The organism is Streptomyces sp. NPDC005202 (assembly GCF_040608235.1).
GTDB lineage: Bacteria > Actinomycetota > Actinomycetes > Streptomycetales > Streptomycetaceae > Streptomyces.
In genome coordinates, this window is the sequence record NZ_JBEXHW010000043.1 from 1 (window position 1) to 15,135 (window position 15,135).

A 15,135-nucleotide genomic window follows, 5' to 3' on the forward strand; every position below is an offset into this window, starting at 1 on the left:
GGAGGGGGTGCGCTCGCGGGTGAAGCGGCTGGCCGCCCGGGGCTGGGCCACAGAGGTACGGCCGAACGTGTTCACCGCGGTCACGGGGACGGCGCCGGCCGCCGTGGGATGAAGGCGCCCGGGCGGCGCCCGGCCAGGCGGCTGCTCATGAGCATGGTCATGGACCACAGCACCATGGCCTCGTGCATGGCGGGCAGGGTCTCGTAGTCGCCCCGGATCAGGCGGAACCCGTACACCACTTCCCAGGACGCAACCACAGACCCACCCACAGCGGTTCACTGACTTCCCGGGCTTGGCATAAAGCCTGATCGGACGAGGAGAGGAAGGACGTGGTTCCGTACCGCTGGAGCGAGCATTGGTGCGTGCTCGTCGCTGCGGTTGATCCATCGCAGGTCAGCCAGTTCGGCGGCCGGCCGAGGGACCTGGTCGATCTCGGCCCTGAAAACCGTCATATGCATCGGCACGCCTTCGATCGCGGCGACATCCTCGACGTCGCCCAACAGGGTGAGACTGGTGGGAGTCACACCGAGCTCTTCATCAAGTTCACGGATGAGTGTCTCCTCGGCGCTCTCCCCCGCCTCGGGTTTGCCACCAGGCAGATAGAAGATCTCTGGAGCGACCTTCTTACTGACCAAGAGCAGCCGCCCCTGCTCTACGATCGCCGCTGCCACCACGGTGATCGTCGACCGCTGACCACCGTTGGTGTCCACCACGTCATCATTCACATCTTTCATGCAGCACGCCCGCAATTCTGTCAGACATGGATCGGCCGGACAGGGCCTGAAGGACCGAGGAAAGTCATCGTGGGCCAAGCGCCCCGGCCAATCCCTCGACCAGGCCGGCGAGGTTGTGTCCACTGGAGAAGACATCGATGTGGGGCAGTGCGGCCTGCATTCCGCGTACGAGCGGCTCGTACGCCGGGTCCTCCTTGAGGGGGTTGAGCCACACCACTCGGTGGGCGAGGCGGGACAGCCGCAGCATCTGCTGTCCGAGCAGCTCCGGGTCACCGAACTCGAGCCCGTCCGAGCAAACGACCACCCACGCCCCTCGGGCGAGACCGCCGTGGCCGTATCCGTCGAGGAAGCGCTTGAGGGACTCGCCGATACGCGTGCCACCGTCCCAGTCGACGACTTCGTCGGCGGCCCGTCGCAGCGCTTCATCCGGCGTGCCCTGCGCCAGCTCGCGCGTCACGCGCGTGAGCCGGGTACCGAAGCAGAACACCTCCCATCCCCGCTGCGCTCGCACTCCGGCGTGGGCGAAGAAGAGCAGCGCGCGCGAGTAGGCCGCCATCGAACCGGAGACATCGAGGAGGAGGACGACCCTGCGGGGGCGGAGCCTGCGCACACGCCACGCACGGCGTACCGGCTCCGCTCCGGTACGGAAGGAGGCCCGCAGAGTGCGCTGGAGGTCGGGTGACCCCTTGCGGGCGGCCCGGTACCGCCGGGAACGCCGGGTGGCCACCGGCAGGCGAGCGCCGGCCGCGAACAACGCGTGGAGCTCGTCCTCGGTGCAGTCGGCGAAGGACTTCTTTCGCAGCAGCTCGACGTGGCTGGCCATGGCCACCTGTTGGTCGGCGTCCTCATCGGACGGGTCGGCCAGCCCCGCGGTGTGCGCGGTCCGCATGACGGCTGGAGCGTCCGGCTGCGGTTCGGGCATGGACATGGACTCATGGCCGCTGAAGAAGGCCCGGAAGACGCGGTCATAGACAGCGATTTCCTCCCGATCGCTGACCAGCGTGGCCAGGCCTGCCCAGTAGAGCTCTCCGAGTTCGGCCGCAGCGCGGCAGAAGTCTATGATCTGGCCGGTGCCCACGGCCAAGCCCTCCGCACGCAACACCCTGCAGAAACGGGTGGCGAGCTCTACCGGGTCACTCACTGAGGAGCTCGTGAAGTCGCGGTTCGACCAGGCGCATGTCGTCCTGGTTCTTGATGGCCCAGCCGAGCGTCAGGCGACCCTCTTCACTGGTGACGGCCTCAGCTCCGAGCAGCGCAAGCGCATTGGCCCAGTCGATCGCTTCCGCGCTGCCCGGCCGCTTGATCAGGTCGAGCTCGCGCAGGCGCGCGATGGCGGTGACGACGGAGCGAGCAAGTGGCTCCGACACGTTCGGGGCCCGCAGCCGCACGATCTCCGCCTCCCGCTCGAGCTCCGGGAACTCGATCCACTGGTACATGCACCGCCGTTTGAGCGCGTCGTGCAGTTCCCTGGTGCGGTTGGACGTGAGGATCACCGCGGGCGGTGACACCGCCCGGATCGTGCCCAGTTCGGGAACGGTCACGGTGAAGTCGGAGAGCACCTCCAGCAGGAAGGCCTCGAACTCGTCGTCGGCCCGATCGATTTCGTCGATCAACAGTACGACCCGCTTCTCGGCCCGAATGGCCTGGAGCAACGGTCTGGCGAGCAGGAAGTCCGGGCCGTACAGCTGCCGTACCCGGTCCGCGGCATCGACGTCGCCGTCCTGCAGGGCGCGGGCGAACAACAACTGACGTCCGTAGTCCCACTCATAGAGCGCCTGCGAGGCGTCGATGCCCTCATAGCACTGCAGGCGGATGAGCTCGGTATCGAGGACACCGGCGAGTGTCTTGGCGATTTCCGTCTTACCGACCCCGGCCTCACCCTCGAGCAGCAGTGGCCGGCCCATCTTGAGGGAGAGCAGGATCGCGGTAGCCAAGCCACGCCCCGCCAGGTAGTTGCGGCCGCGCAGGACCTCCTGCACTTCGTCGACGGTGTCGAACGGAAGACCGGACGGCCCGCCGCCCTGGTGCTGCTCGATGCTCATCGCTGCCCCTCCGGCTGATGCCGGGGTTGCCGTGACCTCGGCCTCGGCAACCCCGGCACCGACTTTGCTCGATTGCAATTGCTGTGCACTCGCCGCGTTCTCCGGCTAGCCGATCTTGCCCATCAGCCGCAGCACGTAGTCGGGCGTGATCGGCAGCTTCTCGATGCGGGCTCCGAACGGGGCGAGAGCGTCCGCCACCGCATTGGCCAGGGCGGCGGGAGCGGCGATCTGGCCACCCTCGCCCATACCCTTGATACCGCCCACGGTGAAGGGAGACGGCGTCTCGATGCTGATCACCTCGATCGGCGGCACATCGGAGAACGTGGGCACCAGGTAGTCCATGTAGGTCGTGGTGAGCGGCTGGCCCTCGTCGCTGTAGATCAGGTGCTCGAGCATCGCGCCGCCGAGTCCCTGGACGATGGCGCCGTGCACCTGCGCTTCCACGATCATGGGGTTGATCACCATGCCGCAGTCCTCGACCGCGACGATGCGGTCCAGGGTGACCACGCCGGTGTCGGCGTCCACCTCGCACAGCGCCACGACGCAGCCGTTGGCGTAGTTGGCCGGCGGGTCATAGAACCGGGTGGCCGACAGCAGCGGTTCGCTGTTGCGCACCTCGGAGTCCCAGTGCGCGGCGTAGGCCACATCGGCCAGGGTCTTGAACCGCGACGGGGTGCCCGCGACGGAGACCTTCCCGTCCTCGATCACCAGGTCCTCCGGGCTGGCCTCGAGCATCTTCCCGGCCACCTGCAGGATCTGCTCGCGGACGTCCGCGGCGGCCCTGGCCACGGTGGCACCGCCGATGACCGCGCTGCGGCTGGCGTAGGTGCCCAGGCCGTACGGCGTGTTCGAGGTGTCGCCGTGCAGGATCACGACGTCCTTGATGTCCACCCCGAGGCCGTCGGCGGCGATCTGGGCGAGCGAGGTCTCGTGTCCCTGGCCGTGGCTGGACACGCTGACCGCGACGGTCACCTTGCCCGACGGATCGACGGTGACGGTGGCGTTGTCGTGCGACGGCAGCGGTGTTCCGGCCTGGGCCGAGGATTCGCTGCCCCACGCGGTCTGCTCCACATAGGAGCTGATGCCCAGACCGATGTAGCGGCCCTGCTTGCGCAGTTCCTCCTGCCTCTGGCGGAACGCCTGGTAGTCCACGGCCTCAAGGGCCTTGTCGAGAGACTCCAGGTAGCTGCCGCTGTCGTAGACCTGACCGGTGCACGAGAGGTACGGCAGCTCGTCGGAGCGCAGCATGTTGCGGCGGCGGAACTCCGCCGGGTCGATGCCGAGGCCGCGCGCGGCCTCGTCGAAGAGGAGCTCCCGCGCGGTGTTCGCGGCGGTCCAGCCCACTCCGCGGTACGCCGCGACGGGGCTCTTGTTGGTCAGGAAGGCGCCGACCTCCTCCCGGTAGTTCTCGATCCGGTACGGGCCGGGCAGCGCCTTCGCGGCCAGCGCCGGCTCGATCAGCGCGCTCTCGGTGTTGAAGGAGTAGCCGCCGCCGTCACCGACGAACTCTCCGCGGACACCGAGCACCTTGCCGTCGTTGGTGACGGCGACCTCGAGGTTGATGGACTGCTGCTTGGCGTGCGTGGCCGCGATGAGGTGCTCGTGCCGGTCCTCGATCCACTTGACCGGACGCCCGAGCTGGGTCGCGATGAACGGAATGGCGATCTCTTCGGGCACCGTGCACATCTTCATGCCGAACCCGCCACCGACCTCGGGCGCGATCACCCGGACCTTGTTCTCGGGCAGGCCCAGCTGGCCGGCGATCACCGAGCGCAGGAAGTGCGGCATCTGGGTCGAGGACCAGACGGTCAGCTGCTGGTCGGCCCGGTCGTAGTTGGCCAGCACACCCCTGGTCTCCATGGGTGCCGCCATATAGCGGTTGTGGTCGAACCGGGCACTGAACACGCGGTCGGCCTTGGCGAACGCCTCGTCGACCTCGCCGTGCGTGATCGCCTCGCGGTAGATCTCGTTCGTGCCGAGTTCCTCGAACAGCAGCGCGGCGTCCGACGCACCGGAGGCCGCCACATTCGGCACCGGCGGCAGCTCCTCGTATTCGACGGCGGAGCCGAGCAGCTCAGCCGCGTCTTCCGCCGCGTAGCGGTCCGCTGCGAGGACGATCGCCACCGCGTCGCCGACGAACCGGACCTTGCCGATCGCGATGACCGGCTGGGGAGTCCTCAGGAGGTTGTCGAGCGCGACGTGGTCGATCAGCGGCGGCACATCGCGCAGGTCCTCGCCCGTGAAGGCGAACACGGTCTTGCCGAGCCCTGGCAGCACGGACTTGTCGATGGAGACGATGCGGGCGTGCGGGTGGGGGGAGCGGACGTACACGGCGTGCAGCATCTGGGGCAGTTCGAGGTCCGCCACGTAGCGGGCAGCGCCCGTCAGATACCGCGGGTCCTCAAGACGCCTGGCCGGCTTTCCGATCCACTTTCCCTTACGGATCGCGCGGTTGTCGCTTCCCCATTTCCGGATCGCCTGTTCCCTGAGGTCCAACGTTTCAGACATGTGAGCTCTTCCTCTCGCCGGAAGGTGTTGCCGTCGCCCTGCTCTGCACCGGGGGAATTGCGGTCATGAAAACCGGACTTCCTACTTCGCCGCCTTCGCGGCTGCCGCGGCTGCCGCGGTCGACTTGATGATGTTCTGGTAGCCGGTGCACCGGCAGAGGTTTCCGTTCATCCCCTCGCAGATCTGCTCCCGAGTGGGCTCCGGGTTCTCGGCGAGGAAGGCGTGCGCGGTCATCAGCATCCCGGGCGTGCAGTATCCGCACTGCAGGCCATGGTTTTCCGCGAAAGCCTTCTGGATGTGGTCGAGTTCGCCGTCCGAGGCGAGTCCCTCGACGGTGGTGATTTCTGATCCCTGGGCCTGGACGGCGAACATCAGGCAGGCCCGGATGGCACGGCCGTCGACCAGGACGGTGCACGCCCCGCAGACGCCGTGTTCGCAACCGAGTTTGGTGCCGGTGAGGCCGAGATCGTCACGGAGAACGTCAGCGAGCGTCTTCCGCGGCTCGACCAGCAGCTGGTGCGGAATGCCGTTGACATTCAGCTCCACGATTTGCTTCGAGCTCATTGCCATGGTGCTTCTCCTTCGCCTTGGTCGGACATCGCGAGCGGGCTGTGCGCCGTGCGCGAGGTGGTCACGCGGGAGATCCCGCACGTTCGAGTGACCGGGTGATGGCCCGCTTCGTCAGCAGTCCCGCGACGTGGCGCCGGTAGTCCGCGCTGGCGTGGATGTCGTCGGTCGGCCGCACCGCGGCTGAGGCTTCGCTCGCCGCACGTTCGAGGAGGTCACCGCCGATGTCACCGGCCTTCGCGCCAGTGATCAACTGCTCGGCGGCGGTCATCCGAAGCGGGGTGGCACCCCCGCCGAAAATGGTGATCCGCGCCCTGCTCACGGTGTCACCCTCGAGCGAGACGAGGGCCACCACGCCGAGGATGGCGAAGTCGCCATGGCGCCGGGCGACCTCCTCGAAGTACCACCCGGTCCGCCCGCTCGGAATGTCGAACTTCACCTGAGTGACAATCTCGTTGGGTTCGAGCGCGGTGGTGAGATAGGACTCGAAGAAGTCGTCCGAGCCGATGGTGCGGGTTCCCGCGGCACTGCGGGCGGTCACCTCACCGCCGACGGTCAGGAAAACCGCCGGCATTTCGGCGGCGGGATCCGCGTGGCAGATGCTCCCGACGACCGTGCCGCGGTTGCGGATTTGCGAGTGGCCGACATGGGAAAGCGCCTCCCGCACCACGGGCAGCACCGAGTGGAGCTGGTCGGAGCGCTCCACGACGTACTGTCGTGTCCCCGCACCGATCGCCACATGATCCGGTTGGACACGGATGTAGTCCAGACCCTCGATGGAGTTGATATCCACGAGGTTGTCAGGAGCGGCCAGCCGGAGATTCAGCACGGGAACAAGGCTCTGGCCTCCAGCCAGCACCTTCGAGCCGTCCGGGTCGGAATCGAGGATGCCGACTGCCTCATCGATCGTTCGGCAGGCGTGGTACTTGAACGGAGGTGGCTTCATGGGTGGTGGTCTCCCAGGTTGCGAGCGCTCGGATTCGGAAGCTTTCAGGCGAGCTCACGTACATCACTCGACAGGGGCCCGCCGGACCGGATTGAGCTGATGACCTGCGAGATTAGTGGCCCGGCGACATTGCATCTTTAGGCGTTCAGCCGAAGCTGGGAAGGCCACTTGTCTGATCTGCACAAGGCGTTCCCCCTGTCGGCCGTGAGCGACGTCACTGTCGCCGTACGCAGGGCACGTTGCAAAGTCCCCCGAGACGGTGCGCTCGGGGGACTTTGGGTGGGTTTGCTGCGGTTTGCCCTTGGCTATCCAGTCGTGCCGGCCCGGTCCTGCAGCTGTTCAGCTGCCCGCAGTACGGCCCGGACGATCTTCTGGTAGCCCGTGCAGCGGCACAGGTTTCCGCCCAGCGCCAGCCGGACCTCGTCCTCGTCGCACGACGGGTTGGCGTCCAGCAGGGCCTTGGCGGACATCACGATGCCCGGTGTGCAGAAGCCGCACTGCACACCGCCCTCCTCCAGCAGCGCCTGCTGGATCGGGTGCGGGCAGGAGGGCTCCGACACACCTTCGATGGTCGTGATCTCCCGCCCGTCGGTCTGCAGGGCGAGATAGGAGCAGGAGTTCACCGGCCGCCCGTCCACGAGCACCATGCATGCGCCGCACTCGGAGTCGTCGCACCCCTCCTTCGGCCCGGTCAGGCCGATGTCCTCCCGCAGCACGTTCAGCAGCGATCGGTGCGGCTCGACGTCCACCGACGTTTCGACGCCGTTGACCCTCACATTCAGCGGATACTTCATCCTGTACTCCCGGCGGTGACCGTGGGCAGATTGCGGTTGGCGGGGACGGCGATGTCGGTGCCCGCGGCGCGCGCGACGGCAACCGCCAGCGCCCGGCTCACGACGACCGAGATCATCGCCCGGCGGTACCGGGCGCTCGCCCGGACGTCGGTGATGGGCTGTACGGCCCCGGTCGCGAGTGCCGCCGCGTCGCGGAAGGAGGCGCAGTCCGGCCGGAGTCCGCGCAAGAGGTCTTCGGCCTCGCGCGCCCGCACGCACGTGGGTGCTGCCGCGCTCAGTGCGATCCGGGAGTTGGCCACCCGGCCGTCGTCCCCGAGTGTGACCAGCGCGGCGGCGCCGACGACCGCGATCTCCATCGCGCGCCGGTGTTCCAGACGGACATACGCACTCCCCGTCGCGGGGGGCAGATCCGGCAGGCGCACGGAGGTGAGCAGTTCGTCGGGCTCTGCCGTGGTGCGGCCGGGTCCGGCCAGCAGATCCGCGACCGGCACGGTGCGAGTCCCGCGAAGGCTCAGCAGTTCGACGTCGGCCTCGAAGACGAGGAGCGGGGCACCGGTGTCCATCGCGGGCGAGGCGTTCATCAGGTTGCCGCCCAGTGTGCCGTTGGCTCTGGTGGCAGGTGAGCCGACCAGGGCGGACGCGTCGGCCAGCGCGGACCAATGGGAGCCGATCAGAGGTGATCGTTCAATCCACGCGTGCGACGTCAGCGCTCCCAGGCGCAAACCGTCTTCGTTCTCCACCAGGGAAGCCAGGTCGGTCGCGCCGTGGATGGCGATCAGCACCTCGGGCATCCGGTGTTTGCCGCCTCTGGCGGCCACGACCAGGTCGGTGCCTCCCGCGACCACGCGCGCGCCCTCGTGCTCAGCCAGCAGCGCGGCGGCCTCCGCAGCGGTGGTGGGCGCGAAATAGCGGCTCATGCCAGCTCTCCTTCTTGCTCGTGAAGTGCCGTCCACACTCGTTCGGCCGTCATGGGCAGGGCGCGGACCCGGGTGCCGGCCGCTGCCGCGATGGCGTTGCCGATCGCCGCGGCGGTGCCGACGACTGGCGGTTCGCCCACCGCCTTCGCACCGTGCGGTCCCCCGTGGTCAACGGGGTCCTCGAGCAACTCGACGTTGACTCGGGGAGCGTCAGCGGCGGTGATCAGCTTGTAGCCGAGCAGGCCGGGGTTGAGCTGGCGGCCGCCGTCGTACTGGCTGCCCTCCAGCACCGCCATGCCGATGGACTGGATCACCCCTCCCTCGACCTGGCCCTGAGCGCCGAGCGGATTGAGGACGCGGCCGAACTCGTGCACGGCGGTCACTTCGGGCACCGAGACGGTGCCCGTTTCCTCGTCGACGCGGACCCTGGCGATGTGGCAGAAGAAGGAGGGCGCGAGGAAGGCGGAGTACCCGAGCCGGCCCCCACAACCGCTCAGGTCGTGCTCGGGCAGTGATGGCGGGTTGCCCGAGCCGCTGCCGATCAGCAGGGACGATGTCTGCGACGCCGCCGCAACGCTCGCGATCGGCAGCGCCTTGGACGGAACGCCGCGGACGCGGGCAGCGCCGTCGACGAGTTCAAGGTCCTCCTCAGCGGCCTCCAGCATCTCGGCCGCCTTGCGCAGGAGCTTTGTGCGGACCTCTCCGGCGGCCTCGATCACCGCCCGTCCGTTGTTGAACGTGGTCTGGCTGCCGGCGCTGCCAAGGTCGAAAGGTCCGGACTCGGTGTCCTGGTAGACGATCGAGAACTGGTCGGGCCGCATGCCGAGTTCCTCGGCGGCAAGCGTGGCCAGGCCCATCACCGAGCCGCTGCCGTTCTCCTGCGCGCCGGTGACGATCGTGCCCGTTCCATCGGCGTTGAGCTTCACGTACGCACCGGAGCTCGCGGGCAGGCTGAACCACCAGCCCACCGCGATCCCCAGGGCCTCGCCGGGAGCGAGGTCCTTGCCGGGCCACCCGGCGATCTCCGCCGCGCGCTCCAGGCACTCCTTCGCACTTGAGCTGATGAACCGCTGACCGGTCTGACCTGTGTCTCCGGCCTGGACGAGGTTGCGGCGGCGGAACTCCAGCGGATCCAATCCCACGCGCCTGGCGAGTTCGTCGGTGTGCTGCTCCACCGCCCAGCAGGTCTCCGGCCCGCCGGGGGCGCGGACGCTGCCAGCCGGGGTCCGGTTGGTGTAGACGGTGTGCACCTCGGCGTGGAGGTTCGGCACCCGGTAGGGCCCGGCCACCATCATCAGGCCGATCTCCGTCGTGAACAGTGCGTCTCCGCAGTACGCGCCGGAGTTCAGCAATATCCGCGCGCGCCGGGCGGTGATGGTCCCGTCCGCCTTGACGCCAGTGGTCAGCTCGATCTTCGACGCGTGTCGCACCTTGTCCGTTGCGACGAACTCCTCGCGGCGCGTGAAGACGAGCCGGACCGGTCGCCGGGCCTGCCTGGCCAGCAGTGCCACATGGGCCTCGAAGTGGAAGTCGCACTTCCCGCCGAATCCTCCGCCGAGGTGCGGAACCACGAGCCGTACTTTGCTCTGCGGGATCTGCAGCGTCTCCGCCACGCCGGCGCGGGCAGGGAACGGCACCTGGCTTGTGCTCCAGATCGTGACCTTGTCACCTTGCCACTGCGCGACGACGGCATGCGGCTCGATCGGGACGGCGTGTGCCATGTCGCTCTGGTAGGTCTCGGTCAGAATGTGGTCCGCTTCGGCGAATCCCGCCTCGACATCCCCCTTGACCGATGTCATATGGCCGCAATCGTTCGGGCCCCGCTCCACGCCGTTCTGCGTCTGGTAGCTCTTCCAGTCCGGGTGCACCAGCGGCGAGGAACTCTTGAGAGCCTCCTCGACGTCGAGGATCGGGTCGAGATCCTCATAGACCACGCGGATCGCGGCGCAGGCGGCCTCGGCCTGCTCCGGGGTCTCGGCCGCGACGGCGGCCACGATCTCGCCCTCGAACCGGACCACCTCATGGGCGAACAGCGTCCGGTCCTTGACGAACATGCCATACCGCACCATCGGGGCATCGGCCTGGGTGACCACGGCGTGTACCCCGCGCATGGCGCGCGCCGCAGTGGTGTCGATGTCCACGATCCGGGCGTGCGCCCGTTCGGCGTACAAGAACTTGGCATGCAGCAGGCCGGTGAACGCCAAGTCAGCGGTGTACCGGGCTTGACCGGTCACTTTCTCCAGCCCGTCCCCTCGGACGAACTTCTGGCCGATGAGCGAGGTCATGCCAAGTGCCTCCTGGCTCGTTCTGCGCTTCCTGATGACTTTGGGGTGAAGGTCACGGGAGGTCCTACCGCCCGAGCCCTGATCCGGACCGCGGGGTCGCGGAGGTATGTCAGCGGGATCTCCTCGACGTCGACGACCCGTACATGTGCCGGGTCGGCGCCGGCTTGGATGGCCCGCCCCACGGCTTCTGTCGAGACCTCGTCCACGGCCGCCCGAAGCCGGTCGGGACGGCTCGCGCAGATCCGCTCGGCGTGCCCGCTGACCGGGGCGATGGCGGCGCCGAGTGCGTTCGCGACCTCGAAGTGCGGTGGCCGGATGACTTCGCGGACGCCGGAGAAGCTGTCCGGTGCGATGTCGCCGCCTCCGCCGACCACGATCAGGGGGAGATCGTCGGCCCCCAGCCGGACCCGGTCGACGGCTTCGGCGAGCAATCCGTCCCACAGCTCCAAGTGCTGGGCCAGGCCGGCGTGCCATTTGGCCGGGACGGGGCAGGTGCCCGTCGTGGCGCGCCCGGCGGCGACGGCCGCATCCGTGATGGTGGGTGTCGATCCGCCGAAACAGAGCGCTTCGGTGACCAGTGAGCTGCCGACGTTCATCCGTCCGTTCGCCCACTGCTCTGCCGCGCCCAGGACGACGGAGCTACCGCCGACCGGGATACTGAGCACGTCCGGCAGCCGGAAGTTGGTGTCGACACCGCCTATCGAATTGGGCGGCAGCGATTCCCAGGGAAAGCCGTTGACCAGCCGTCCGACCGCGGTCGTCGCGCCTCCGATGTCGGCGACGATGGCGTCGGTGACTCCGCTGCTGTGCGCACCACCACGCATGCTGTTCGCCGGGCCGCTGCCGATGGTGAGCATCGGGAACCGCAGCGAGTACTCCAGTGCCATGAGGGTGCCGTCGTTCTGGGTGATGTAGCACTCCGCCTCAAGGCCGGTCCGCTCGACCGCGGTCTGGAACGAGCGCCCGACCTCGGCTGCTACGCCGGAGAGGGCAGCGTTGAGCACGGTGGCGTTCTCCCGCTCCACCAGCCCCATGACGCCGATCTCGTGACTCATCGAGATGGGGATGTCCCCCAGTTCCCGGCGCATGATCTCAGCTGCCCGCAGCTCGTCCGCCGGGTTCACCAGGGAGAACACGGACGTGATGGCGACTGCAGCGGCACCGGAGCCGACCGCGGACGCGAACGCGACAATCCCCGCCTCGTCAAGGGCCGCGAGCGGTTCGCCGTCGAACTCGCATCCACCGGCGACCGTCGCGCTGCCGGCGTGAACTGCGCGGCGCAGCTCCGGCGGCCAGGCCACCAGCGGCGGTATCGCGAAAGTGAGCGGGGCGCCGATGCGCAGGACGGCGACGCGGCGCAGGCCCGAGGCGGTCCGGATCGCGTGGGTCGCGCGTCTGGCACCCAGCGTTGCGCAGCGGACCCGCATGGGATCGACGGCCGGATCCTCGAGCAACCGCGCGATCCCCTGTTCGACGTCGGCGCACAAGTCGTCCGTGGTCGGGATCTTGACCTTGGCGACCAGCGTCCCCGCCGAATCGACGACCACCGCGTCGGTGTTGGTGCCGCCTACGTCGACGCCCAGTCGCAGCTCTTCAGTGGTCGGCACCGGTGACTCCCCGTACGTAATCCACGTCGTATCCGAACGACCTCGGACCGACCACTTGCAGGCCCTCTTCGGTTCGCCACACGTCGGGTCCGGGGAGGGCCACGACTCCGACCCGCTGCCCGTGGTGCAACCGCTCGGTACCCACCGGGTGGCCGTCCGCGAGGGTGAGCATGGCGATGATGTCCGGGACCGTGACGAGCACCTCGCCGTCCTCGAGAGCGACCAGCACCTCGTTCTGCAGTTCCAGGCGCAGTCGCCGCCCTGAGCAGGCGCCGGTGCCGTCGACGACCGCATGACCGCGGCTGAATCCGGCGCCTGTCCGCCGCTCGATCTCGGTGACCCGTCCCTCGATCAGGACACGGCCGGCGGTTTCGTCAGCCAGGGCTTCCGGCCATCCGCTGCGGCGTTTTGTCATCATCTGACCGATCCGGAGGGCCTTGGAGACGGATCCACGGATCGCGGCCTTGGCGGCGGAACGGGCGGGCATGGTGTACAGGGCTCCGGCGCAGGTCCCACCGAACGTGGCGGCACAGCTGCGGACGAGGCGTTCGGCATCCCGATTCCCGGCCGCGTTGACGACGATCACATTGCCCCGGCCATCGGTCAGCAGGGCCGGACTCGCGGCAATGCCGGCGATATGCATCGCCTGCTGCTGCATCTCGGGGAACGCCCGTCCCATGCCGTCGGCGTCGAGCAGTGGCTTCCCCTGCCGGGATGCCCACATCACCGGCAGCAGGCCGTTCACCCCGGCGATCTCATAGCACATCATCGCGCTGACCGGGGAGTGGGTGCTGCCTTCGACAGCAGCCACCAGTTGCGCGCCCTCCTCGCCGCTCCACACCCGCTCCTGGGCGACCGTGGGTGAGCCGATCAGCCCGCAGGGCATGATCAGGGCCTCGGGATCCAGCGCGTCGGGATCGATGATCTCGACCGGCCCGCTTTCGGCGATGGCGTGGCGGGCCATGACGAGCCCGATGCCGGGGTCTCCGCCGCCGCCGGCGCTCAGGATCGCGCAGCCCAGCGCGAACGCCTCGATGTTTGCCGTGTCCAACAGCACGGCATCGAACCTAGGGCTCTCACATTCCCGGGTTCATTGACGTCGAGCACAAAAGGCTTCTATGTTTTCGTGCACTTCGCCGAGGGAGAGTCGTATGACGATGCTCGCCGACCTGAAGGACGCGCCCGGGCTACGGCTCGAATGCGTGGCCCGTGGCGCCGACGATCCGGACGTTGAATGCGTCTTTGTAGCTGAGCGGCTGCTCGACTTGCAGAACGCGCCCTCGAAGTCCGTCGCAGTCCTTGGCTCACACGTCTGCGCGGCCGTGGACGGCTACCAGTTTGACATCGCGTTGCGTATGGCCGTGGCTCGAGGCGTGGCCGCTCTCGTCCTCTCCGAGCCCAGCACGCCCCCGTTGACCTCCACCTCCGTGGAAACCGCACGCCGGTTCGGGATCGCCATTCTTCGCCAGACGGATCCGGTGAACCTGGCGGACCTCGTCACCACTCTCGATGCCGGACTGCGCGGGTCGGCGGAGCTGGCCCTGCGCCGGGCGGTCGAGGCCTTCCAGCGGACCACCGCCATGGCCCCGGATCCCGCGGCGATGGTCGAAGACGTCGCCAAGGCAGCAGCTGCGGAGATAGTCGTCAGATCGGAGCCGGATGGCGAACTCTCGTTTCCGGTCGAGGTGGACGGCGAACCGGACCGGTGGGTCGTCGTCCGAGACGCCTCGGCCCGGTCTCGCCCCGAGCTTGTACTGGTCGGCAGGCTGCTCGCGGACACCCTGGCGCTCGCGGCGGACGCCGCCCGCCGTGCCGAGGAGCTGCCGATCCGGTCCCGTGCCGAGCTGCTGTCCGAGATCCTGGACAGTTCGGAGCAAGGCCGCTCGGAGCTGCTGCGGCGAGCACGAGCCATGGGCCTGCCGATCGACGGCTGGCATGTCGTGGTGCGAATCGAGCACGACAACGCCGAGGAGCTGTGGCGGGAGGAGGTCGCCGGGTTCGAGGCACGCCAACTGCTCGGCCGGATAGTCCTGGACGCCGTCCGGTCCACCGGCGGCACCTGGCATCTGGCCTGGACGGATCGCTCAGTGCTGGTCATCCGCATGTGCCGCAACGATCCAGGGCCCTCCGCCGGAGCCCAGGCCACGAAGTCGGCGAACCAGGCGTTGCAGGAGGCGATACGCCGGTTCCCCGATGCGGTGCTGTACTGCGGCGTCGGCACCGCGCACTCGGGTTCGCTCGGGCTGATCAACTCCGCCGCCGAAGCCAGAGCGGCCGTCGCCGCCTCCCGGACCCGCAACCGGCCGGGCGTCGCCACGGCCTTCGACAACCTGGGCCTGCGGCGCACACTCGTGGAGTGGTACGCCTCGCACACCGCGCGTAAAGCCATCGCCACAGTGCTCGCACCATTGGACCGGATGAGCAACAGCAAAGCCGAGGAGGCGATCAAGACGTTGCAGGTCTACCTCGACAACCACGGCTCGTTGTCGAAGACCGCGGCAGCGCTACATCTGCATCGCAACTCGGTTGCCTACCGGATTGAACGAATCTTCTCGGAACTCGACGTCGACCCGGACAACCCCGACGACTGGCTGCTTCTGCAGCTCGCCTGCCGAGCTCGCGGACTTGCCTGAGCCGCATGGCACAAGGGCGCACAGGACCACGGGCGTTACCGGCAGGAGGATACGGGCCTCGTGACGTGGTGACGGACGGCGTCACGCGTCCTCGGGCCGGCG

At 68.4% G+C, this 15,135-nt stretch carries 13 protein-coding genes; 1 reads left to right on the forward strand and 12 read right to left on the reverse strand.

Annotated elements, in window-relative coordinates; all coding sequences use genetic code 11:
* Positions 1-80 precede the first annotated feature (80 nt).
* The 12 genes from ABZV31_RS34305 to ABZV31_RS34360 form a co-directional block, all read right to left on the reverse strand.
* Positions 81-257 (reverse strand): hypothetical protein, encoded by a 177-nt coding sequence (locus tag ABZV31_RS34305; RefSeq protein ID WP_355900762.1) that lies wholly within the window; start codon positions 255-257, stop codon positions 81-83.
* An 18-nt stretch (positions 258-275) separates the two neighbouring features.
* On the reverse strand, positions 276-734 hold the full coding sequence (locus ABZV31_RS34310; protein ID WP_355900763.1) for an NUDIX domain-containing protein: 459 nt from the start codon (positions 732-734) through the stop codon (positions 276-278).
* Positions 735-798: 64 nt separating this feature from the next.
* Positions 799-1,812 (reverse strand): VWA domain-containing protein, encoded by a 1,014-nt coding sequence (locus tag ABZV31_RS34315; protein ID WP_355900764.1) that lies wholly within the window; start codon positions 1,810-1,812, stop codon positions 799-801.
* A 55-nt stretch (positions 1,813-1,867) separates the two neighbouring features.
* A complete protein-coding gene (locus ABZV31_RS34320; protein ID WP_355900765.1) occupies positions 1,868-2,776 on the reverse strand; it encodes a MoxR family ATPase in 909 nt (302 codons plus the stop codon).
* A gap of 105 nt (positions 2,777-2,881) precedes the next feature.
* Complete coding sequence (locus tag ABZV31_RS34325) at positions 2,882-5,284, reverse strand: xanthine dehydrogenase family protein molybdopterin-binding subunit (RefSeq protein ID WP_355900766.1); 2,403 nt, start codon at positions 5,282-5,284, stop codon at positions 2,882-2,884.
* Positions 5,285-5,365: 81 nt separating this feature from the next.
* Complete coding sequence (locus tag ABZV31_RS34330) at positions 5,366-5,848, reverse strand: (2Fe-2S)-binding protein (RefSeq protein ID WP_355900767.1); 483 nt, start codon at positions 5,846-5,848, stop codon at positions 5,366-5,368.
* 67 nt (positions 5,849-5,915) lie between these two features.
* A complete protein-coding gene (locus tag ABZV31_RS34335; protein WP_355900768.1) occupies positions 5,916-6,797 on the reverse strand; it encodes a xanthine dehydrogenase family protein subunit M in 882 nt (293 codons plus the stop codon).
* Positions 6,798-7,102: 305 nt separating this feature from the next.
* Positions 7,103-7,591 (reverse strand): (2Fe-2S)-binding protein, encoded by a 489-nt coding sequence (locus ABZV31_RS34340; RefSeq protein ID WP_355900769.1) that lies wholly within the window; start codon positions 7,589-7,591, stop codon positions 7,103-7,105.
* Positions 7,588-8,508, reverse strand: coding sequence for an FAD binding domain-containing protein (locus ABZV31_RS34345; RefSeq protein ID WP_355900770.1), 921 nt, complete (start codon positions 8,506-8,508; stop codon positions 7,588-7,590). The genes ABZV31_RS34340 and ABZV31_RS34345 overlap by 4 nt, the downstream gene beginning before the upstream one ends.
* The gene (locus ABZV31_RS34350) at positions 8,505-10,793 is read right to left on the reverse strand and encodes a xanthine dehydrogenase family protein molybdopterin-binding subunit (protein ID WP_355900771.1); all 2,289 of its coding nucleotides are present in this window, start codon (positions 10,791-10,793) and stop codon (positions 8,505-8,507) included. The genes ABZV31_RS34345 and ABZV31_RS34350 overlap by 4 nt, the downstream gene beginning before the upstream one ends.
* Positions 10,790-12,400: a hydantoinase/oxoprolinase family protein gene (locus ABZV31_RS34355; protein WP_355900772.1), complete on the reverse strand. Its 1,611-nt coding sequence runs from the start codon at positions 12,398-12,400 to the stop codon at positions 10,790-10,792. The genes ABZV31_RS34350 and ABZV31_RS34355 overlap by 4 nt, the downstream gene beginning before the upstream one ends.
* Positions 12,387-13,457, reverse strand: a complete 1,071-nt coding sequence (locus ABZV31_RS34360; RefSeq protein WP_355900773.1) for a DUF917 domain-containing protein — start codon at positions 13,455-13,457, stop codon at positions 12,387-12,389. The genes ABZV31_RS34355 and ABZV31_RS34360 overlap by 14 nt, the downstream gene beginning before the upstream one ends.
* A gap of 94 nt (positions 13,458-13,551) precedes the next feature.
* Between ABZV31_RS34360 and ABZV31_RS34365 the strand changes: the two genes are divergently transcribed.
* On the forward strand, positions 13,552-15,033 hold the full coding sequence (locus ABZV31_RS34365; protein ID WP_355900774.1) for a helix-turn-helix domain-containing protein: 1,482 nt from the start codon (positions 13,552-13,554) through the stop codon (positions 15,031-15,033).
* Positions 15,034-15,135 lie beyond the last annotated feature (102 nt).